Genomic DNA, 20,320 nt, shown 5'->3' with positions numbered 1-20,320 from the left:
ACAGCAACCAGCGGGAAGGATAAGCTGTAGATAGTCACGGAACGACAGGCCTTCGCAGATATGAAAAACGCCGGATTTACCCTGATGGAGTTGATGATAGCCATTGCGCTAGGCGTCATTCTGTTGGGGATTGGTATTCCTTCCCTCTCTAACCTGCTTGGCAGTAATAATTTGGCGACCCAAGAAAAAAGCCTTCTAAACCACTTAAACTATGCCAGACAACAGGCTATCTCTAACCAGCAAACGGTTACTCTCTGCCTGACCACTATCAATAATTCTGTAGAAGAGTGCATTAGTGCCAATCAAAATGGAGCGACCCGGCAGATCGCTTTTATCGATACTAATAGCGATCAGAAGCTCAATGGCAGCGAAACAACTCTGACGGCAAGTCCCGAGTTTCCTGCAGAACTGGCCATTTCTGCAGATGCACAGGCGCTGCGCTTCACCCCAGATGGCACCATTACGTCTGACAGCGAGGTCATCTTTTCACTCTGTGTAAGCGGCGAAAAGGGCGTTCAGATTGAAGTTATGCCTGCCGGGCGTGCCCATAGCCAAGCAAGTGGTGCTGTATGTCCATGACCAGCATTAACTACAGCGAAACACACACGAGCACAAAAGGATCCATTTCAATCCAATAGCTATGCTTAGAGTCTCCTTTGAATAGGGACTCATACGCTATGGCACGAAATGGATTTACCCTGCTTGAGTTTTTAATATCTGCAAGCCTGACAACCATCCTGCTGACCTTGGGACTGCCGTCATTGGCAAATCTGCTGACATCTACCGACAGCGACATCTACACAAGAAACTTGCAGGACCACCTGATCTTCGGCCAACGGCAAGCCATCACACAGCAGCAACCCGTCACAGCATGTCTTGCCATGCCTGTCAGAAACTCCACAAAAGAAGGCTGTGTACTCGCAAATCAAACCGGCGCCCAGCGCATGCTTGTCTTTATCGACACCAATCAGGATCGCCAATTCGATATTGCAAGTGGCGATATCTTGTTATCAGCAACAGAACCCTTTCTTGAAAAACATACCGTGACGGCCAATCGACAATTTGTGCGATTTAGTCCAGATGGCACTGCGATTGGCACCAACATGACACTCCGGTTTTGTATCGACCAAGCACCTCGAGTCGATATCATCGTTTCCCCATCCGGCAGAAGCAGAAGCGAAAAAAAGGGGCTGAATTGTTCTTAGCCCCTTTACCCTACTCAATAACCAACGTTATCTGGGTTGGATTTCATCTTGTTTCTTTGCATCAGCCAGCGAAAAGGTGGCCGCCAAAGGAACGCACTCGATTACCTCTGTGACAAGATGCACCACCCCATCAATCTCATAACCTTTCTGTTTAAACACCCTGACCAGATTTGCCTTGCTCGTATCAGTTACCGGTTGCTGCAACACCATCTGCACGCCACCTTCCAGAGTGACATAACATTTTATGTCTTCCGTTTGAGCCTGAACCAACAAGGGTAAGCCCAAACACCAGAGCAGCATGCGTTTCATCCCTGTTCTCCTTCATAGAGATAAATTTTCTTGGGAGACATATCCATTTTTGCCTCCTCCGCACCTTGTGAGCACTCACCTTCATCAGTACAGCGCTCAGGCTCTCCCTTCCCATCATCTTTGAGGATGACCTCCTTGCCCGGAGCACCACCTATAATCCTGATCCGGCCATCATCCCCACCATGAATAACCAGATCATCAGCAACCTTATTTTGCACCTCTACGTAACGCTGAATAACTTCCTGATTGTTGCTATCCAGTACATATTTGAAAGAAGTGCCATAGTGCATATCAATCATATATTGGCGCATTGCACCGATGGATTGGATCGTACACTGCTGGAAGTTCTGAACCTGGGGCAAGAAGGAGGTGAAATAGAGCTTGCCTTGCAGAACCAAACCAGCCCCCATGGATTTTTCGCCGCTTTCATTGAGCCAGAATTTCCATCCTAGCTTGCTGGTCAACGCCTTGGTGGTGTTTACAATCTGCTCTTCATTCAAACCCGTAAAAGGATCGCTGGTCACATCGTAGAGGTCGTCCAACGTGATACTTGATGGTACGTCTGGTTCAGATGTTGCCCCAAACAAGGTCGGATTGACATGGTAGTCACGTAGCATCACATAGACATTTTTGGTGGTTGCCTCCGAGGAGGGACGGTTACGATCACCAGATCCAATCAATACCGCATCAAACGGGCGCTCACCATAATTGTATTCACTATTTTGACTATTCCACGACCACCCTTTATTCAGAGTTCGCACCAATACCGGCTGAGTAAAGAAGCGACGGTCGTCTACCAGCTTCTTATCATCTCCACTTAAATGGGCATTACCCAAACTGGCAAACTTGATGGCCGTCCACTCGGACTTCTTTGTCCCCTTCATATCGATACGCCAGATCTGACCACCGGTATCACCGGCATAGATCCGGTCTGAAATACCATCCCCATCGCTATCCAACACGGAGACAGAGCCTGGCATGCTATAAACCATGGCCGCCACTTGCTTGTGATTTACATTATTTTCATCAGCATCAGGAGTAAAGCTGAACAATAGAGAGCCCGTCTCAGCATCAACAATATAAACCCCTAATCCTTCACTATCCTCAGTCCCCTGCCCCAAGGAGCTTTTTGCCTGAGCGTAGCCACCCGAGAAAATCAAAACCGGCTTGTATATCATTTTTCCACTAGCATCAGTTATATGATGGCCAGGAATAAATGCCACTTCTGGAATAGACCAAGTCTCGCCCAGTTTTCCGAAACCGGAACTATTTTTATCCAACTTCCACATTAGCGAAGGGGAATCCGGATTTGATATATTTAAGGCATAATATGCCTTGCCACCGCCACGCAACCCGGTAAATAACCAAACCTTGTCACCTTGTGACGACTGGATATGACCATCTTTGACTTGCTCATTGACCAACACAGTGGGCGATGCATCCACACCATAGAGATGCACTGATGATTCAAGATTTTCCTGCAAGGCTTTCTGATTGGCGATAAATTGATAGGGCATAACGGCCCAGCTTTCATCAATCGTGGTGCCGCTGTCTTTAAACATATGCAAGAAGCCGGCATTACTTCCCATCACAATGCGCAAGTCAGGTGTACATGTAGTCTGTCCTGTCGATTTTGTACAACCGTAGTTGATCACTAATGGCCGTGAATGCAGAGGGTCACCAAGAATATGCTCCCGATTATCTGTTTTATCACCATCCTGATTCTCATCAAACGCATCAATCCCCTTGGTCCAATTAAGCAGGTCATCCATGCTATCAGCACTATCAAGTTTCATGACAGTGCGTAGCTGCGTCGCCCCGCCTGCCATACCCTCAAGAGCAGACTTGCTAAAGGGGGTTAATGTATTAGTGGAAGGGGGAATAATATAAAGATTGCGATTGGTTTTAGCTGCCAGCATCTCTTGTACGCCCCCCTCGGCAACCTTGTTACCATCACTGGTGGATGACCAATAGGTTCTTGCTGACTCAAGAATTGTTCCATCACTGGATATCGCAGGTAAGCCACTCTGATCGACTACATAACCCTTATCTGGATTCAGAACCAGCTTTTTAAGATTGCCCTTCCATCGTGGACCAGAACCAGGCTCAAACATTGCGTAATAAATATTATTCAGACTGCGAGTACGGTCAAAGTTATTAGTGGCAATCGCGGGAGAGACCAGCGAGGTATTCATCTTCAAGATGGCCAGCAATGATGACTTTAACGCCTCATTAAGCTGAGTTGCATCGGTGGCGGGATAATATTTACCGCCACCACGACTGGCAGTTTTTGCCAGCAACTCCCCAGCACCTTTAATCGCTTCATCTCCAAAGCCAACGGTGAATGTTGTGACTGTTTGCTTGCCATCTGCAGATTTATTGACATCACTATTTTTCATATAACTAGCAAGTGCAGCAAGGTAGCTTGTTTCTTTTCCTGTTCCATAAGGGACTGGGTCTTTATCTTTAATATTTGCTGGCAAAAAATTCTTATCTTCAAGTAACTTTTTCACCAACTCATCAGCAGCTTTATCATTTGTTGGAGCACCATCAGTCATGTATATGATATAACCATTACTGGAACACTTATCATAGGGGGATTTATAAATACCTGCTGGCGACTCTGAATTTGGATCACGTTTTGGATTTCGATTAGAATCATCATTCCCAAAATCAACACCCGCGCCACCAAAATAACGGTATGCCTCATACAAGGTTTCGCACAAAGGCGTCCATCCCTCCGCCGTAAGGCTATTTGACTTGTCAATAAGATCCTGTTCGCCTGTTTTGCCGCCAGCCAAGATAGCGTCATTACCCATTATGTGCCTAATAATACGACCACCATTTTTATTGGTGCTGCCGTCACCATCATTTTGGTTAAACACTGCAAGGCCAAAATCTACCGCTGGCGTAGAGCGAACCAACTCCCTCAGCGCCTGTTTGGCTACACTTAGTCTCGATGCGGGAATAGCGGAAGGGGCATAGTACCAACGCAAATAGTTGGCGGTATATATGGTCAGCACTTCTGCCCCCCCCGTATTCGGGGCGACAGGTGTAGCACTATCATCCCATGGAATATTAACGCCAGTATTATTATATCTATTTACTGGGTAACCCTTAGTTGTTCCAGAGATAGACTTATATGACCCGGTAAAACCGCTATTATCATTGTTTTTTGCTGAAATATCCTGTTGGCAATCCACTATATTGGTTGTATTGGACGCATAGTTTTTTAATGGCTTCCACTCCCCTTTCTTGCCAGACACCTCATAATTCCAATAGATAGATGAAAACAGTCCAATTTGGTTAAGAGGTTCCGAGATGTGGCACAAGCATTTTTATTCGTTGCGAATCGTCTGCTATTGTTACTGTCTAGTTTTTGCGGAGGCGTTCCGCCCGTTGAATAGTACAAAAAACTATTACTGCCATCATCATTTTTCGCCAACTTGGGATAGGAAAATTCAGGGTCATACTCTTCCTTTCCTAGCAAAGTTTTTTCGCCCATACTGCCTGAAGTATCGAATATAAAGAGCACCTTTGGCCGAAAATCCCCCGCCTTGGCAAAGTCATAAATAAACAACTCGGTATCATCTGAATAACCAGTGCCCACAGCCATAGATGTGCTGGATATTCCACTACACAACACCAGCAAGCTTGTCAGTAAACAGTTCCTTATGTTCATCACACGCCCCCTAATTGGCACTGAGCAGGGGCTGTTCTACCCCGGCAGTAAAGGTCATTTGGCTATTCACCTTGCCATAAGCACTGGATGTGGTGGCTTCAGCATAACGACAAGCTGGCGTTACATTCTGGCTACTGGCTTCAAATTTACGTTTACATACACTCTCTGTATTGACTGTCAGGGTCGTCGATGGAGTAGTCGTGCCTATTGCAGCTGAAACCCCAATTGCCTGTGTAGCAATTTGTGTTGAGAGAGAAGTATCGCTCAATGCAGACTCCAGAGTACCTTCAACTTCGTGCTCTGCCCGTTGCAAACTGGCACTGGAACCCGCCATCTTCAGACTCATACCACTGGATTGCATGACAACTACCGCAATCAGAGTCAAAGGAACCAGAATAACCAGTGCGACTATCAGTGCAATCCCTTGCTGTTGTTGAAACGATCTCATGTGCCACTCCGAGTAACAATTTGCGGGTTACGCAATGCGATGCTGCTTTCCAGCAATAGGCGGCGATAGCCATCGCCATTGCCTTTTATCGGGGGCAGATTGCCAAGTTGATAGGTGTTATTATTTTTGTAACGTGCAGACTCTTTCGCCGCTCTAATTAATAAAAATAACCGCACCCCCAATACCCGACCTTCATTCCAGAGCTGGGTGGTCATCTGGTCTGCTGAGAGATATCTGTCGATCCGCCCATCAGGGATAACAGAGTCATCGACACCGAACATCAGCACCATATTCTCTACCCCTTCAGCCATAGCGCCTCCAATCTCGAAAGAGCCACTATTAGCCGTCAAGTAACGTTTGCGCAGAACCGGAATACCATTATCTTGTGACAGGTAATAGATATAGTGCTGATATTCCCAAAGCTGACTTTCATTATTGGCCCCAAAGATCGGTCTGGTATTGCTCCCCTTAATACCGCGAATAACTCTCGCCTCTTGGCTATTGGTCGCCATATAAAAACGATTTTCATCCAAATTTTCGGTCTCAGGAATAGGTCGCCCAACCAGCCGCTTTATACTGATCACGTCCGAATTAGCTACTCGGTCAGCCTCTTTAATACAGGTGAGTCCCTCTAGCGATTTGGTGGCCGAGACCCGACTCACCCATAGTCCCCTGATGGGCGCTTTATTTGATGGTAAGCTGCCAACGTCACGTTCATCCAAGCAGTCATCATCGTCATCAATTACAATGTCATTTCTTAAAGAAGGGCCAATCTGTACAGGCTGGCCGGTATAAGCTCCAAAAAAGCCAGCCCATTTGATATCCTGGCTGATCAACCGAATGGCCAATCGACCATTTTCCTGTAATTCACTTTGATCAAAGGCATCTTCAGAGCTGGAGCGAGACATCACAAAAACTGTGAATACCCCCGCCAACAAAAATAGACCGAGCAGCATAGCGACTAGCCACTCTACCAGCGTGAAACCGCGAGAATTCATAAAGTCGTCGTCAGAATAAACTGGCGCCTCGAAAGATTATTTGCTGTCGAGAGTTGACACTCATTGATCAGCGTTGCTGCGGCGGCAGCAGCCCCCCCATCAGATATCTCTTGCTTGCCAGCCCAGAATATCCCGACAGCCAATACATTATTGGCCCGCCGCACCACGCAACCTATCGGTGAATTCAAGGAAGATGCAGCCCCCGACACACTGGCCCCAAGCAAGGCTTGTTGCCAGTAGTGAAGGTCGGCATTACGTAAATCTGCAGCACTGCAATTACTGATAGTGCCATCTTCCGATGCGCAAGTCGGTCGAGTTAAATTAGAGGCAAGACCTACCGCTGCAGAGCTTTCTTCACTCCAGCTGTCCCTGTTGATCCGCACCCGCTCGACCATATCGTTAGCCAGCCAGCTGGCAATCGTGCGCTGACGAGCTTCATAACTGGCAAATTTGGAATGGGTTTGCAAAGCAACCAGACCAAGCAGCCCCAACGACAGGATTACTGCGGTGATCATCACCTCCAGCAGGCTGAATCCTCTCTCATGTGATGAAACATGAATGGCCATGGCTATTCCCAACAGCTATTGCTAGCTGCACCAGAGGCACTTTTGACGCCCAACTGATTAATGGAAAACACTGTGCAATCGGTATCGTTAGCTTGGGCTGTCGTCGCGCCAGCACTGGCTGACAAGGTGTAGGTGTTACCTGATACGGCAATGGATAATTGATACAGACCATTCTCAGATGCACTACTGATACCAAGAGCAGCAGCAGAGGATGCATACTGATTGAAATCCATAAAATAGGTTTCTTGCCGATTGGCCGCATTGAGCAGCATGCTCTTGGCTTCGACACGATGACTGGTCAGCACATATTGCTGATAGGCGGGATAAGCGATGGTGCCAAGAATCGCCACGATGGCGATGACAATCATCAACTCAATAAGAGAAAAGCCACGAAAGTATCCAATCATATCCCATCCTTGGTGACAGACTGCTTCATAAGTTTAACGCCGAGCCTGTCTCTTGAACAAACCCGGCGCCATTATCAACACACTTTATTCTTAAGCCTTCCTGGCTGCACTCAAATTATTCTAAGTTCGGGAGGAACCTCAAAGACTACGTTCTCTTCACGGCCAGGATGCTCGGCGACCACCTTGCCTCCCAGCTCCCGCAGGCGGGCAATCACGTTTTGCACCAGCACCTCGGGGGCGGATGCACCTGCAGTGACGCCGATCGCCTTCACGCCTTCCAGCCAGCTCGCCTCGATCATCGACGCATCGTCGATAAGATAGGCTCTGGCGCCCACCTTCTCGGCCAGCTCGCGCAGACGGTTGGAGTTGGAGGAGTTACGAGACCCCACCACCAGCATGGCGTCCACCAGCCCCGCCATCTCCCGCACCGCATCCTGACGGTTTTGGGTGGCGTAGCAGATATCGTCCTTGCGCGGCCCCTGGATCTTGGGGAAGTGCTTGCGCAGCGCATCGATGACGTCAGAGGTCTCATCCACGCTCAGGGTGGTCTGGGTGACGAAGCAGAGGTCATCCGGATTCTTTACCTTGAGCTTGGCCACATCTTCCGGTGTTTCTACCAGATACATGCCGCCTTCGCGATTCTCGTACTGCCCCATGGTCCCGATCACCTCGGGGTGACCGGCGTGGCCGATGAGCACAGCCTCGGAGCCCTTGCGGCTGGCGCGATGGACTTCCATGTGAACCTTGGTCACTAGCGGACAGGTGGCATCAAATACCTTGAGGGCGCGGGACTTGGCCATCTCGCGCACTGTCTTGGCCACGCCGTGAGCAGAAAAGATGACGATGCTGTCGTCCGGCACCTCGTCGAGCTCCTCGACGAAGACTGCGCCAGCCTCTTTCAGCTTGTTCACCACATACCGGTTATGCACCACTTCGTGGCGGACATAGATGGGGGCACCGAACTTCTCCAGCGCGCTCTCGACAATGCTGATGGCGCGATCAACACCGGCGCAAAAACCGCGAGGGTTAGCGAGCAGAATATCCATTAATGCACCTTCTCCTCATCATCAACGCCCAGGATCTCCACCTCGAAGGTGACGGTATGACCGGCCAGCGGGTGGTTGAAATCGACCGTCACCGACATCCCGGCTACCGCCCGGATAATGCCCGGCAGCTCGCTGCCATTGGGCTGATCGAACAGGATGATGGTGCCGACTTTTGGCTCCACATCGGCGCCAAATTTGGCACGGTCGAGATGGTAGATATTGTCGGGATTGGAGAGACCAAAGGCCTCTTCCGGCGCCAGAGTAAAACTCTTGCTCTCCCCTTCGCACAGGCCCAGCAGACACTGCTCGAAGGTGGGGGTCAGGCTGCCATCGCCCATCCGCAGGCGGGCTGGTTTGCCGTGCAGCGCCGTGCTGTCGGCAACCGAGCCATCTTCCAGCTTGATGGAGAAGTGGAACAGCACGCTGCTGTTAGCGGTGATCTGCTGGCTCATGCCTGCTCCTTTTTCTCACCACGGAAACCGTCCAGCACAATCATGGCGGCCCCGATAAAGATAAAGCTGTCGGCCAGGTTGAACGCAGGCCAGTGAGCGGAACCCCAGTAGAAATCGAGAAAATCGACCACATGGCCCAACACCAGTCGATCAAAGACGTTGCCGAGGGCGCCGCCGATGATGAATGAATAGGCGATACCGCTCCAACGCTGGGTCACCGACTGCTTGTGCAGCCAGTGGATCAGCAATCCACAGATGGCAAAAGCCAGCACCGCGAAGAACCAGCGCTGCCAGCCCCCCTGATCAGCCAGAAAGCTGAATGCGGCGCCCTTGTTGTAGACGTGAACCAGATTGAAGAAGGGGGTGATCTCCACCCCCGGGTAACCAAATGGCAGCAACTTGACCACGGCAAGCTTGCTCGCCTGGTCCAGTACAAAGGCCAGCACTGCCAGCCACAGCCAACGCAGGCCGCTTTTATGTTGAGTCATGTTCATCAGGCAAATTGACGCGTTTCGCCGTCACCCTCGACGTTGGTGACGCAGCGGCCACAGATCTCTTCGTGACCGGCTATGGTGCCCACATCTTCGACATGGTGCCAGCAGCGGTCGCACTTGGCGGCGGCAGACTGGGCCACGCTCAGCCACAGGTCATCACGTTCGGTCGCCACAGAGCCTTCCGGCGCAGTATCAACCACGACCACCTTGGCCTTGGAGGTGAGCAGCACGAAACGCAGCTCATCGGCCAGGGCATTCAGGCGTGCAGCCAGCTCCGGCTTGGCGAACAGGGTCAGTTCGGCCTGCAGGGAGCCTCCGATACGCTTCTCGCCACGGGCCACTTCCAGCGCCTTGTTCACTTCACCACGCACGGTGAGGATCTCGGCCCAGAAATCGTCGTTCAGCACTTCGCCCGCTTCCAGCCCGAACAGGCCGTCGTACCACTCTTCAGTGAAGACGAACTCGCCGCGCTCACCCGGCAGCAGGGCCCAGATTTCATCGGCGGTGAAGCTCATGATCGGCGCCATCCAGCGCACCATGGCCTCGGCGATGTGATAGAGGGCGGTCTGGCAGGAGCGACGGGCCAGGCTGTCAGCCTTGGCGGTGTACTGACGATCCTTGATGACATCCAGATAGAAGGAGCCCATCTCGATGGAGCAGAACTGCATCAGCTTCTGTGTCACGCCGTGGAAGTTGTACTCGTCGAATGCGGCCACGATCTCGGCCTGTACTGCTTTGGCACGGCCCACAGCCCAGCGATCCACTACCACCATGTCGGCAGGAGCCACCATGTCGGTCGCCGGATTGAAGCCGTTCAGGTTGGCCAGCAGGAAGCGGGCGGTGTTGCGGATACGACGATAGGCATCGGCAGAGCGCTTGAGGATCTCGTCGGAGACGGTCATCTCGCCGGTGTAGTCAGTGCTCGCTACCCACAGACGCAGGATGTCTGCACCCAGCTTGTTCATTACGTCCTGCGGGCTCACCACGTTGCCGATGGACTTGGACATCTTGCGACCCTGACCATCCACGGTGAAGCCGTGAGTCAGCACCTGGTTGTAGGGAGCCTTGTCCTTCATGGCCACACCGATCATCAGGGAGGACATGAACCAGCCACGGTGCTGGTCAGAACCTTCCAGATACATGTCGGCTGGCTTGCCGTTGAACTCGGGACGGGCATCGACCACGGAGGCGTGGGTAGAACCGGAGTCAAACCAGACGTCGAGGGTGTCAGGCACCTTGTCGTACATGTCGGCGTCGCTACCCAGCAGCTCAGCCTTGTCCAGATCCCACCATGCCTGAATGCCGGACTGCTCGACCCGCTTGGCTACTTCGTGCATCAGGCGCACGGATTCCGGATGCAGTTCCTGGGTCTCTTTATGGACGAACAGGGAGATGGGCACACCCCAAGTACGCTGACGGGAGATACACCAGTCAGGGCGGTTCTCAACCATCGCCTGAATGCGGTTTTTACCCCAGGCCGGTACCCAGCCGCTCTGGCCTTGCTGGGCAATGCCGTCCTTCTCGATGCGCTCGATCTCTTCCAGCGCGCGCTTGCGCAGACCCTTCTGCTCCATGCTGATGAACCACTGCGGGGTGGCACGGAAGATGATCGGGGTCTTGTGACGCCAGCAGTGCGGATAGGAGTGGTTGAACACCTTGTGATGCAGCAAGGCGCCGCGCTCGGTCAGCACTTCGATCACGGAGGCATTGGCCTTGAACACATGCTGGCCAGCAAACAGTTCGGTATCCGGCAGGTAAACACCGTTGCTGCCAACCGGGTTGGCCACTTCCAGACCGTATTTCTGGCCGACCACGAAGTCTTCCTGACCGTGGCCTGGGGCAGTGTGTACGGCGCCGGTACCGGCATCCAGGGTGACGTGGTCACCCAGTACCACCGGCACGTCGAAGCTGTAGAAGGGGTGGTTGAATCGCAGCAACTCAAGCGCGGCGCCCTTGGCGTAACCCAGATTGTGGAACTTCTCGATACCGGCGCGATCCATCACATCCTTGACCAGCTCGGCGGCCAGGATCAGACGCTCGGGATGCTCACCTTCAACCTGCACCAGTGCGTAATCCAGATCGGCGTGCATGGCGATGGCGCGGTTGGCTGGCAGGGTCCACGGAGTGGTGGTCCAGATCACCGCAGAGATCGGGCCCTTGCCGGTGTGGCCTTCGGCGCAGTCAAACTTGGCGGCAACGGTCGCCTCATCAACGGCCTTGAAGCGCACATCGATGGAGGGAGAGTTCTTGTCGTAGTACTCCACTTCGGCTTCAGCCAGCGCGGAGCCGCAATCGGTACACCAGTGCACCGGCTTGGAACCTTTGTGCAGGTGACCGTTTTCAACGATCTTGGCCATGGAGCGGATGATGTTGGCTTCGGTGCCAAAATCCATGGTCAGGTAGGGGTGTTCCCAGTCACCCAGCACACCCAGACGGATGAAGTCGGTCTTCTGCGCTTCGATCTGGGTCTTGGCGTATTTGCGGCACTCGGCGCGGAATTCGGCAGCGGAAACCTTCTCGCCCGGCTTGCCGACCATGCCTTCTACTTTCAGTTCGATAGGCAGACCGTGGCAATCCCAACCCGGCACATAGGGGGAATCGAAACCGGAGAGGCCCTTGGACTTGATGATGATGTCTTTGAGGATCTTGTTGACCGAGTGACCGATGTGAATGTTGCCGTTCGCATAGGGGGGGCCATCATGCAGAATGAAAGAAGGCTTGCCCGCTTTGGCGCGGCGAATAGCGCCGTAGAGATCCTGATCGTACCAACGTTTCAGCATGTTGGGTTCGCGCTTGGCCAGATCGCCACGCATCGGAAACTCGGTTTCCGGAAGATTCAGGGTGTGTTTATAGTCGCTCATCAGTCCTGGGTTCCCTTCTTTTCTAAAAGAGTGCTGGGTAAATTGAATTGTGGCAGCCCGAACCAGGCTCGGGCCGCCAGGGCATCTCGTTCGATCTGCTCTTTCAAGGCAGTGAAAGAGGCAAACTTCTGCTCTTCGCGCAGCTTGTGGCGAAGCAGCACCTTGACCTGCTGACCATATAGATCACCAGAAAAATCAAATAGATGTACTTCCAATCTGGCTTGTGTACCGCTCAAGGTCGGCCGTACACCCACATTGGCTACACCGGGGAAGGTCTTGCCGGAACATATCACTTCCACCGCAAACACGCCACCGACCGGGATCACCTGACGCTTGAGGGCCAGATTGGCAGTGGGAAAACCTATGGTGCGCCCCAGCTTGTCGCCGTGGGCCACCCGGCCGCTGATGATGTAGGGACGGCCAAGCATCAGCTCCACCTCCGCCATCCTGCCCGCTTTCAAGGCCTCACGTACTAGTGTGCTGCTGACCCGCTGCCGTTCGAGCTGGAAGCTCTGGGTACTGATCACCTCGAAGCCGAAGCGATGGCCCGCCTCCTCCAGCAGGTGGAAATCCCCTTCCCGCCCCTTGCCGAAGCGAAAATCATCGCCGACCACCAGATAGCGCACTCCGAGCTTCTCCACCAGCAACTGCTCGATGAATGTCGAGGCCGCCTGCTCGGCAAAGCGGTAGCTGAAGCGCACACAGAGCATGCGGTCGATATGCAGCCCCTGCAGTGCTTCGTACTTTTCCCGCAACCGGCTCAGCCGGGCGGGCGCAGCTGTGCCGGCAAACAGCTCCAGCGGCTGCGGCTCAAACAGCATGACGCAGGCGGGCAATCCCAGCTGGGCCGCTTTCTCCTTGAGACGTGCCAATACCGCATGGTGACCCTGATGAACCCCATCAAAGTTGCCAATGGTTAATACACATCCCCGGTGACGGGGCTTGAGATTGTGAATGCCGCGAATAAGCTCCATCAGTGCCTTGTGCGTTGCTGCCATGGAAATCGGCGGATTATATATCAGGCAGCAGGCAGGGTCAGCCCTCATAGCCTGATTTCAACTATCCGGGCCCAATCCCGCCCCTTGGCGGCGCCATGAGACACTATCCCCATGACACCGCAGGATCACGGCTACTGCTGCCCCGATTTAAGGTGACGCGGCCGAATGCCCAGCAGCAGCAACACCACGGCATAGACCGCAGCCCCCAGCGACAGCAGCATGGTCAGCTGCAAACTGGCCTTACCCATGCTCCATGCGCCCCACTGGGCCAGATCCGGCGACAGATAGGCGAGCACGCCGCCCATCAGCACGCTGGCGACCAGCAGCTTGAGGCAGAATACGCCAGTATGGCGGGAGGGACGATAGACGCTCTGCTGGTACAACCCCTTGAACAGCAAGGCCGCATTCAGAGTGCCCGAGCAGGCGGTCGAGAGCGCCAGCCCCACGTAACCGAGCGGGTAGATGAAGATGAGGTTGCAGACCATGTTGGCAATCATCGACATCACCCCGATCCGCACCGGAGTTTTGGTGTCCTGACGGGCGTAGTAACCGGGTGCCAGTACCTTGATCAGCATCAGGGAGAGCAGACCGGTAGTGGAGGCCAGCAGGCTCGCGCTCGACATGCTCACTTCATGCAGGCCGAACTCGCCGCGCATGAACAGCACCCGCAAAATGGGCTCGCGCATCACCGCAATGCCTATCATGGCGGGCAGGCCGAGCAGCATCACCATCCGCACCCCCCAATCCATGGTGCGGGAGAAGTCCGCCGGATCGGCATCCACATGCTTCTTAGCCAGCGCAGGCAGGATCACGGTACTGATGGCTACCGCAAACAGCCCGAGGGGGAACTCCAGCAGGCGATCCGAGTAGTAAAGATAGCTGATGGCACCGGTCGCGAGGAAAGAAGCCAGCATAGTGTTGACCAGCAGGTTGATCTGGCTGACCGAGACCCCGAACAGGGCTGGGATCATCAGTGTGCGGATCTTCACCACCCCAGGGTGATTCCATCCCCACTTGGGCCATACCAGCATGTTGATTTGGCGCAAAAAGGGGTACTGGAACAAAAACTGCACCAAACCGCCCAAAAAGACACCAATCGCCAGCGAGATCTCAGGTTTGTCCATCAGCGGCGCAATCCACCAGGCCGCCGCAATCATGGTGATGTTGAGAAACACCGGCGTAAACGACGAGACTGCAAAGCGGCCGAAGGTGTTGAGGATGGCCCCCGCCATGGCGGTAAAAGTGATAAACCAGAGGTAAGGGAAGGTGATTTTGAGCATCAGACTGGCGAGCTCGAACTTCTCGGCCGCAGGGCCGCCATGCAGCCAGTCCCAGAACCAGCCCCAGCCAAACAGCGCGGTCAGCACACCAGACCCCAGCACACCGAGCAGGGTGACCACAGTCACTATCCCCCCCAGCGTGCCCGCCACTGCGGCCAGCAATTCACGCACTTCCCCCTCGTCGCCATTTTTCTTGTACTCCGTCATCACGGGAACAAAGGCCTGGTTGAAGGCACCTTCGGCGAACAGGCGACGCAGAAAGTTGGGAATGCGATTGGCAAAAAAGAAGACGTCGGCGGCCACCCCGGCACCGAGCAGATTTGCGATAACCACATCGCGAACCAAGCCCATTACTCGGGATGCCAGCGTCATTCCGGACACTATCATGCCGGATTTGATCAATTTCTTACTCAAGACGAGGCCTCTGGAACTGTCAGAATGAAAAGAATGCTGCTAGAATCGGCCGACAGTTTAACCGTCTCCCTACTGACACACCACCGGGAGGCGGTGTTTATTTGCACAAATCATTTGACAATATGTGGTTGGAAGGGCATATTTCCGGGCCTTTTCAATACACTCGCTAAGACAGTTTTAGGAGTTTTACCTTGGCTAACATCAAATCTGCTAAGAAGCGCGCTCTTCAGTCAGAAAAACGCCGTCAGCACAACGCCAGCCGTCGTTCCATGACCCGTACCTACCTGAAGAAAGTCATTGCTGCTATCGCCTCTGGCGACAAAGCTGCTGCGACTGCCGCTTTCGCTGTTGCTCAGCCGATCATGGATCGTATGGCGACCAAAGGCCTGATCCACAAGAACAAAGCTGCTCGTCACAAGAGCCGCCTGTCTGCCCAGATCAAAGCTATGGCTTAATCAGCTTCTGCTGATCAAAGCTGAAAAAACCGGCCTTAGTGCCGGTTTTTTATTTATCTGCGCTGCAATAAAGTCGATGCAGCAAACTGATCATTTCACGCACCTCATGGCTGCGCAGCGAATAGTAGACCGTCTGGGCCTCTTTGCGCGTTGTCACCAGCTCATCCCGCCGCAGCAGCGCAAGATGCTGTGACAAGGCCGACTGACTCAATCCCAATCGCTCGTTGAGCTCCCCCACCGACAGTTCGCGCTCCAGCAACTGGCACAGAATAAACAGCCGCCGTTCGTTGGCCAGCGCCTTGAGCAAGGCCACCGCTTTACTCGCATTGGCTTCCATCTCTTCAAGTTGCATCATATCTCTCCTCTACCACTGATCGCCGATGATACGTGGTGACGGGTCGTTTTAAAACGACAGGGTGGCCGGCTGGATGGCGGAGAAGTTCTCCTGGCCGGAAAAGAGAAAGGTAAAATCGCTCTCGCAGACCCGCTTCACCGCCGGATGCTGGATCATTCGCTCGGCGAAGATGACGTAATACTCCTCCATCAGATCCTGGGTTTCCCCGATCAGCATCACCCCCTCCCCCTCAAGGATCTCCTCCCGATAGATGGTGGGAGCCATGAAGATGCCCTGATTGAAGAAGCCAAACGCCTTCATCAAGGCGGCATCATCAAACTCGCCAAGAATGCTGGGAGAAACCCCCTGCTGCTCGAACCACTGGGTCAGCTGACGCCCCATGGCAGTACGGCGACCGGGGATCAACAGCTTGCGCTCCTCCAGACAGGCGGGAAATGGCTTTTCGGGCAATGGCGCCTTGCAGAAGAAGCTGACGCCACAGCCGCCCAGCCGTTTGGAGAGCAATCCAGCATGCTGGCTGGAATCTACCGGGCAGTCGGAGAGGATCATATCGAGCTTGTGCTCGCTCAGCTGCTCCAGCAGTAGTTCGTGGGTCGATTCGAAGCAGCGCAGGTGGATGGAGCCATCATTGGGGATGACAGAGAGCAGCACGCGGCTGGCAAGGCGCTTGGAGAGGGCATCGGCGATGCCGACGTCGAACAGGATCTGGCTCTCCTTGCGGTAGTTGACGATATCGAGCATCTCGTAGGAGAGGCTGAACATCTTGTCGGCATAACGAAACACCAGCTGACCCAGCTCGGTCGCCTCAAGAGAGCGCCCCTTGCGTTTGAGCAGCTTGCCCCCGAGGCGCTGCTCCAGCAGCTTGATCTGACCGGTGACGGTTTGCGGGGTCAAAAAAAGGGCTTCTGCTGCCTGGGTAACGGAGCCCTTCTTCTGAGTCATCCAGAAATAGTAGAGATGGTTGTAGTTAAGGTGTGACATAACGGCTGAATCCCTTGATTTTCAGGCTATCAACGGGGAATAAGGGGCAATAAAGGCGAATAATCCTAAGCTGTGCCGCCATTTTGCCGCCACATCTCCAACGGGTTTAATCGGGCGGCCTCTTCCAAATGGTCGGGGGCAAAGTGGGCATAACGCATCGTGTCACGAATGTTCGCATGGCCCAGTATCTTTTGTAGAACCAAGATATTTCCGCCATTCATCATGAAGTGGCTGGCGAACGAGTGACGCAAGACATGGGTCAGCTGGCCATCAGGCAATTCAATGCCGGTTGTTTTCAGTGCCCTGCCGAAGTCCAGATAGCAGGGCTGAAACAGCTGGCCGCTCTTGTTACCCGTCAGCAGCTCATCATAAAGCGCTTTGCTGATCGGCACCGTCCGGTTTTTGTTGCCCTTGGTGTTTGTATAAGTGATGCGGTACGGGGTGACCTGCGATGTGGTCAATGATTCCGCCTCACGCCAGCGCGCGCCGGTCGCCAGACAGATTTTTATAATGAGCGCCAAATCAGGGTTAGGGTATCGCTGCGCCGCCGAGAGCAGATCGGCGATCTGCCACTGCTGCAGAAAGGTCATCTCTGGATCGGGGGTCTTTACTGCGGCGGCGGTCTGCAATGGGTGCGGGTGCAGCCATTCACCCAAGCGGATCAGCTCACCAAACACCGCCTTTAGGAAGGCCAGTTCCTGATTAACCGTTCGCGCCGTGATGGCCTTTTTTGCTCCAACATTCCAACCGTTGTCGATTTCACCCGCCATTCGCTTGGCGCGGTAATGAGCCCACATTTTAGGGGTGACGTCGATCGCCTTCGGGTTTCCCATGCCGTTGCAGATGATCTGCAACTTGGCCAGCCTGACCTGCTGACGCTTAAGGGTCTGACCATGCAGCTTGAACCAGAGATCGATAAGATCTTGCAAGGTGCGATGCTCTTTCACCTCTTGCCCTAGCCAGGGCTTGGCCTGATGCTCATCCAGGGTGAAGCGCTCCCATGCCAAGGCTTCGCCTTTGGTGGCGAAGCGCTTGCGTTTGCGGGGTCCTTCACGGCCTTGGGGATAGACCTCGGCAAGCCAGAGCTTGGGCTTGCCATCGTCAAGTTTTCGGACGGTCATTGGTAAATAGGTAGCGAGAGTGCATCTATAGGATGAATATCCTGTCTAAAGACATTATCAATTCAATAACTTTTTAAGGTCATCAGGATTAACAATTTTTAGAGAAACATTTTTGAATTCTATAAATTCGCTAAGAGAGGCAGTATCTATAACTTTTAACGATACGTTTACGTCTGCTTTATCTGTAGTGACAGAGGTAACATCTAATGAGATATATGTGGGGTGCTTAGCGGAAAGCACATAGCTTTTTTTATCCCAAGTACAGCTTACATTTATAGAAAGGTCGCTTTTTGATTGTGACTGTATTGAAAATCCGGTGTTGAAATTTTCCTTCGGCACAGTTAAATCACAGTAATTTTCATCATCTTTACCGAAGTAAATAGATGAAGCGGGTTTCTCTGAAATGGTGAAGCCATCAGAAACAAACATCGTTGATAGCGGAGCATCTGCGGCAATGCTTGGCCGTACCTCATCGCCGCAGCCAGTGAGGAAGAAAGGCAGCAACATGGTAAGAAGAGATAAGTTGACGTGAGATTTCATAACGTATCCAGTCAGTCTATGGAAAATCATCGCCACCACCAGGTGGCTGGCAGCGATAAATTCTGTTAAGAGTCATCCGCCAGCCAACTAAAAATCCATATTTGCGTAAGGCTAGCAGTGCATATTCAGAACAAGAAGGATTGAAGCGACAACTGCTGCGAAGTGACTTAGGTGCAACAGCTCGGTAAAAATAAATCGCTCGAATACTTAAACAAACAAGCATTAGACGGGCTTGCGGAACGTGATGACATAATAAGAGGTGACGCCTGCTTTCTTACCAGACAAGGCACCAAAGCAACCAGGTTGAACATCAACTGCAAAAGAATCTACTCGCTGAAACTCCCAACCATCTACGGCCTGAGCGTTTACCGTGTGTTGTAAATAACTTGCCGCCGCGCCTTGAGCGTTATCTTTGCCAGTGATGGCAATAGTTGGGGGCACTTGGATCATTTTATAGGTGTACATAACGCGTCCTTATCGTTTTCTAAAAATACGGTGTTCAACCATCACGCCGATGATCTCGATATGCTGCCGGTCGGAATACATGGGCGGGTAATCGTCGTTGAGGGGAACCAGCTCAAACACCTCTTGCCCGTGCTCATCGATGCCACGAGGCCTGTACTTTTTGAAGGTGGCCTCGTCACTGCCGTTTTTAGCCACCACGAAATCACCCGGGCGTGGCTGTTCGTCAGGGTCAACGATCACCAAATCACCTTCGTTGAATTGCGGTGCCATCGAGTTGCCACGCAACCAGAGACCAAAACCACGGGGGCCGATGTCCACACTGGCCGTCACATACTCCACATTGCCATCAAAGCCCGTGGCCTGTTCGCATATCTCCCGCCAGTTGCCTGCCTGCACATAGCTGAGGATCGGTACTCGTCCACCCTGCGGGATGACCGCAGGCTCTACGTTGCGGTAACCAGGGAACGGAGACTCCGCCACGCCAGTGCTGCCTTCTTCTTTGCCGGTCAGCAGCCAATCGACAGACACGCCAAGCGCAGCCGCTAAGTCGTTGAGATAGCGGCCTTTTGGCTGGTTCAGCCCTGATTCCCATTTACCTACCGAAACACCGCTTATGCCAATCGCCTTGGCTAGTGCGGTTTTGGAAAGGCCGAGAGCAGTTCTTCTACTGAGTATTCGATCTGAGATGTGCATTAATCTAGCTTAACTTTCGAGACCAAACCTTAAGGTTAAATAATTCAAACCTTAAGCTTGCTTATGATTAAACCCTAAGTTAGGATTGCCATCATTGAAACTTAAGGTTTGAGAGGTGTATATGAAAAAAGCAGATGCCATCAACTACTTCGGGTCAGCGGCTGAGCTGGCGAAGAAGCTGAACATTTCAGAAGCAGCAATTTCCCAATGGGGAGAAACCATCCCACAAGGACGCGCCTACCAGATTGAGGTTCTGACCGGCGGCAAGTTGAAGGCCGATCCCATCAAGCCAACCCCTGATAACAACGCACAGTAAGGGCATCGCCATGACGCCAAACATCACTGTTTATACCTTTCCGGTTTGTTCAAAAGAGAAGTTCGCCGAGCTGGCCGGGTTCAGCGAAGACTACGTCCAGACCCTGCTTGAAGATGGCCGTTTGCCAACCCTGCCAAAAACCGGTCGGCGTCAGAAGGTGATCATCAATCTCGAAGCACTGCGCGAGCAGTGCCAAAAAGAGGCGCTGGTTTCACGTTGAGTTGCCTGGCAGCC

The 20,320-nt window shown here is 52.9% G+C and carries 23 protein-coding genes and 1 pseudogene; 5 read left to right on the top strand and 19 right to left on the bottom strand.

Going from position 1 to position 20,320, the window contains the following annotated elements; all coding sequences use genetic code 11:
* Nucleotides 1-60: 60 nt before the first annotated feature.
* Together ACTG2J_RS03100 and ACTG2J_RS03095 are read left to right on the top strand one after the other, a co-directional pair.
* On the top strand, nt 61-579 hold the full coding sequence (locus ACTG2J_RS03100; RefSeq protein ID WP_439989033.1) for a GspH/FimT family pseudopilin: 519 nt from the start codon (nt 61-63) through the stop codon (nt 577-579).
* A 98-nt stretch (nt 580-677) separates the two neighbouring features.
* Nucleotides 678-1,205 carry a GspH/FimT family protein gene (locus tag ACTG2J_RS03095; protein WP_139735219.1) on the top strand — a complete coding sequence of 176 codons (528 nt, stop codon included), beginning with the start codon at nt 678-680 and terminating at the stop codon, nt 1,203-1,205.
* 27 nt (nt 1,206-1,232) lie between these two features.
* Here the strand turns inward: ACTG2J_RS03095 and tapY2 are convergent, their stop codons facing one another.
* From tapY2 to murJ, 12 genes and pseudogenes are all read right to left on the bottom strand, one after another.
* Nucleotides 1,233-1,514: a type IVa secretion system protein TapY2 gene (gene tapY2, locus ACTG2J_RS03090; RefSeq protein WP_139735220.1), complete on the bottom strand. Its 282-nt coding sequence runs from the start codon at nt 1,512-1,514 to the stop codon at nt 1,233-1,235.
* Nucleotides 1,511-5,196 (bottom strand): annotated as a pseudogene (locus ACTG2J_RS03085) (pilus assembly protein). The gene tapY2 and the pseudogene ACTG2J_RS03085 overlap by 4 nt, the downstream one beginning before the upstream one ends.
* 10 nt (nt 5,197-5,206) lie before the next feature.
* Nucleotides 5,207-5,644, bottom strand: coding sequence for a type IVa pilus pseudopilin TppD (tppD, locus tag ACTG2J_RS03080; RefSeq protein WP_110304056.1), 438 nt, complete (start codon nt 5,642-5,644; stop codon nt 5,207-5,209).
* Nucleotides 5,641-6,642: a PilW family protein gene (locus ACTG2J_RS03075; RefSeq protein ID WP_101530170.1), complete on the bottom strand. Its 1,002-nt coding sequence runs from the start codon at nt 6,640-6,642 to the stop codon at nt 5,641-5,643. Before ACTG2J_RS03075 ends, tppD begins: the two co-directional genes overlap by 4 nt.
* Nucleotides 6,639-7,208 carry a type IV pilus modification protein PilV gene (pilV, locus tag ACTG2J_RS03070; protein WP_439965112.1) on the bottom strand — a complete coding sequence of 190 codons (570 nt, stop codon included), beginning with the start codon at nt 7,206-7,208 and terminating at the stop codon, nt 6,639-6,641. The genes ACTG2J_RS03075 and pilV overlap by 4 nt, the downstream gene beginning before the upstream one ends.
* A gap of 2 nt (nt 7,209-7,210) precedes the next feature.
* Nucleotides 7,211-7,615 (bottom strand): type IV pilin protein, encoded by a 405-nt coding sequence (locus ACTG2J_RS03065; protein WP_216949680.1) that lies wholly within the window; start codon nt 7,613-7,615, stop codon nt 7,211-7,213.
* 110 nt (nt 7,616-7,725) lie between these two features.
* The gene (gene ispH / locus ACTG2J_RS03060; protein ID WP_058057986.1) at nt 7,726-8,661 is read right to left on the bottom strand and encodes a 4-hydroxy-3-methylbut-2-enyl diphosphate reductase; all 936 of its coding nucleotides are present in this window, start codon (nt 8,659-8,661) and stop codon (nt 7,726-7,728) included.
* Nucleotides 8,661-9,113, bottom strand: a complete 453-nt coding sequence (fkpB, locus tag ACTG2J_RS03055; RefSeq protein ID WP_042059691.1) for an FKBP-type peptidyl-prolyl cis-trans isomerase — start codon at nt 9,111-9,113, stop codon at nt 8,661-8,663. The genes ispH and fkpB overlap by 1 nt, the downstream gene beginning before the upstream one ends.
* The gene (gene lspA / locus ACTG2J_RS03050; protein ID WP_439989035.1) at nt 9,110-9,607 is read right to left on the bottom strand and encodes a signal peptidase II; all 498 of its coding nucleotides are present in this window, start codon (nt 9,605-9,607) and stop codon (nt 9,110-9,112) included. The genes fkpB and lspA overlap by 4 nt, the downstream gene beginning before the upstream one ends.
* Entirely contained in the window at nt 9,607-12,468 is a 2,862-nt protein-coding gene (gene ileS / locus ACTG2J_RS03045; protein WP_113740102.1) for an isoleucine--tRNA ligase, read from the bottom strand. The genes lspA and ileS overlap by 1 nt, the downstream gene beginning before the upstream one ends.
* Complete coding sequence (gene ribF / locus ACTG2J_RS03040; RefSeq protein WP_113740101.1) at nt 12,468-13,442, bottom strand: bifunctional riboflavin kinase/FAD synthetase; 975 nt, start codon at nt 13,440-13,442, stop codon at nt 12,468-12,470. Before ribF ends, ileS begins: the two co-directional genes overlap by 1 nt.
* 155 nt (nt 13,443-13,597) lie before the next feature.
* Nucleotides 13,598-15,160: a murein biosynthesis integral membrane protein MurJ gene (gene murJ, locus ACTG2J_RS03035; protein ID WP_005348927.1), complete on the bottom strand. Its 1,563-nt coding sequence runs from the start codon at nt 15,158-15,160 to the stop codon at nt 13,598-13,600.
* 191 nt (nt 15,161-15,351) lie between these two features.
* Here murJ and rpsT point away from each other — a divergent pair, with 191 nt between their 5' ends.
* The gene (rpsT, locus tag ACTG2J_RS03030; RefSeq protein ID WP_005308808.1) at nt 15,352-15,615 is read left to right on the top strand and encodes a 30S ribosomal protein S20; all 264 of its coding nucleotides are present in this window, start codon (nt 15,352-15,354) and stop codon (nt 15,613-15,615) included.
* 49 nt (nt 15,616-15,664) lie between these two features.
* On the opposite strand, the gene ACTG2J_RS03025 is transcribed toward rpsT, so the two are convergent.
* From ACTG2J_RS03025 to ACTG2J_RS02995, 7 genes are all read right to left on the bottom strand, one after another.
* Nucleotides 15,665-15,967 carry an ArsR/SmtB family transcription factor gene (locus ACTG2J_RS03025; RefSeq protein WP_013724128.1) on the bottom strand — a complete coding sequence of 101 codons (303 nt, stop codon included), beginning with the start codon at nt 15,965-15,967 and terminating at the stop codon, nt 15,665-15,667.
* A 51-nt stretch (nt 15,968-16,018) separates the two neighbouring features.
* On the bottom strand, nt 16,019-16,951 hold the full coding sequence (gene nhaR, locus ACTG2J_RS03020) for a transcriptional activator NhaR (protein WP_005340434.1): 933 nt from the start codon (nt 16,949-16,951) through the stop codon (nt 16,019-16,021).
* A 65-nt stretch (nt 16,952-17,016) separates the two neighbouring features.
* Entirely contained in the window at nt 17,017-18,072 is a 1,056-nt protein-coding gene (locus ACTG2J_RS03015) for a phage integrase (protein ID WP_323896417.1), read from the bottom strand.
* Between the two features lie 57 nt (nt 18,073-18,129).
* On the bottom strand, nt 18,130-18,612 hold the full coding sequence (locus ACTG2J_RS03010; RefSeq protein WP_439997183.1) for a hypothetical protein: 483 nt from the start codon (nt 18,610-18,612) through the stop codon (nt 18,130-18,132).
* Between the two features lie 16 nt (nt 18,613-18,628).
* Nucleotides 18,629-18,835: a membrane protein insertion efficiency factor YidD gene (gene yidD / locus ACTG2J_RS03005; protein WP_439997181.1), complete on the bottom strand. Its 207-nt coding sequence runs from the start codon at nt 18,833-18,835 to the stop codon at nt 18,629-18,631.
* Complete coding sequence (locus ACTG2J_RS03000) at nt 18,835-19,077, bottom strand: hypothetical protein (protein ID WP_439997179.1); 243 nt, start codon at nt 19,075-19,077, stop codon at nt 18,835-18,837. Before ACTG2J_RS03000 ends, yidD begins: the two co-directional genes overlap by 1 nt.
* A gap of 9 nt (nt 19,078-19,086) precedes the next feature.
* Nucleotides 19,087-19,770, bottom strand: coding sequence for a LexA family protein (locus tag ACTG2J_RS02995; protein ID WP_439997178.1), 684 nt, complete (start codon nt 19,768-19,770; stop codon nt 19,087-19,089).
* A gap of 121 nt (nt 19,771-19,891) precedes the next feature.
* Between ACTG2J_RS02995 and ACTG2J_RS02990 the strand changes: the two genes are divergently transcribed.
* Together ACTG2J_RS02990 and ACTG2J_RS02985 are read left to right on the top strand one after the other, a co-directional pair.
* Nucleotides 19,892-20,086: a Cro/CI family transcriptional regulator gene (locus tag ACTG2J_RS02990; RefSeq protein ID WP_439997177.1), complete on the top strand. Its 195-nt coding sequence runs from the start codon at nt 19,892-19,894 to the stop codon at nt 20,084-20,086.
* A 10-nt stretch (nt 20,087-20,096) separates the two neighbouring features.
* Nucleotides 20,097-20,306: a Cro/Cl family transcriptional regulator gene (locus ACTG2J_RS02985; protein WP_323896410.1), complete on the top strand. Its 210-nt coding sequence runs from the start codon at nt 20,097-20,099 to the stop codon at nt 20,304-20,306.
* The last annotated feature ends 14 nt before the right edge of the window (nt 20,307-20,320 follow it).

The sequence above is a fragment of the Aeromonas sp. 6P genome, assembly GCF_051919525.1.
Classification (GTDB): domain Bacteria; phylum Pseudomonadota; class Gammaproteobacteria; order Enterobacterales; family Aeromonadaceae; genus Aeromonas; species Aeromonas veronii.
The sequence above is the reverse complement of the archived record's forward strand: the minus strand, read 5'-3'. Positions and strand labels throughout refer to the sequence as shown.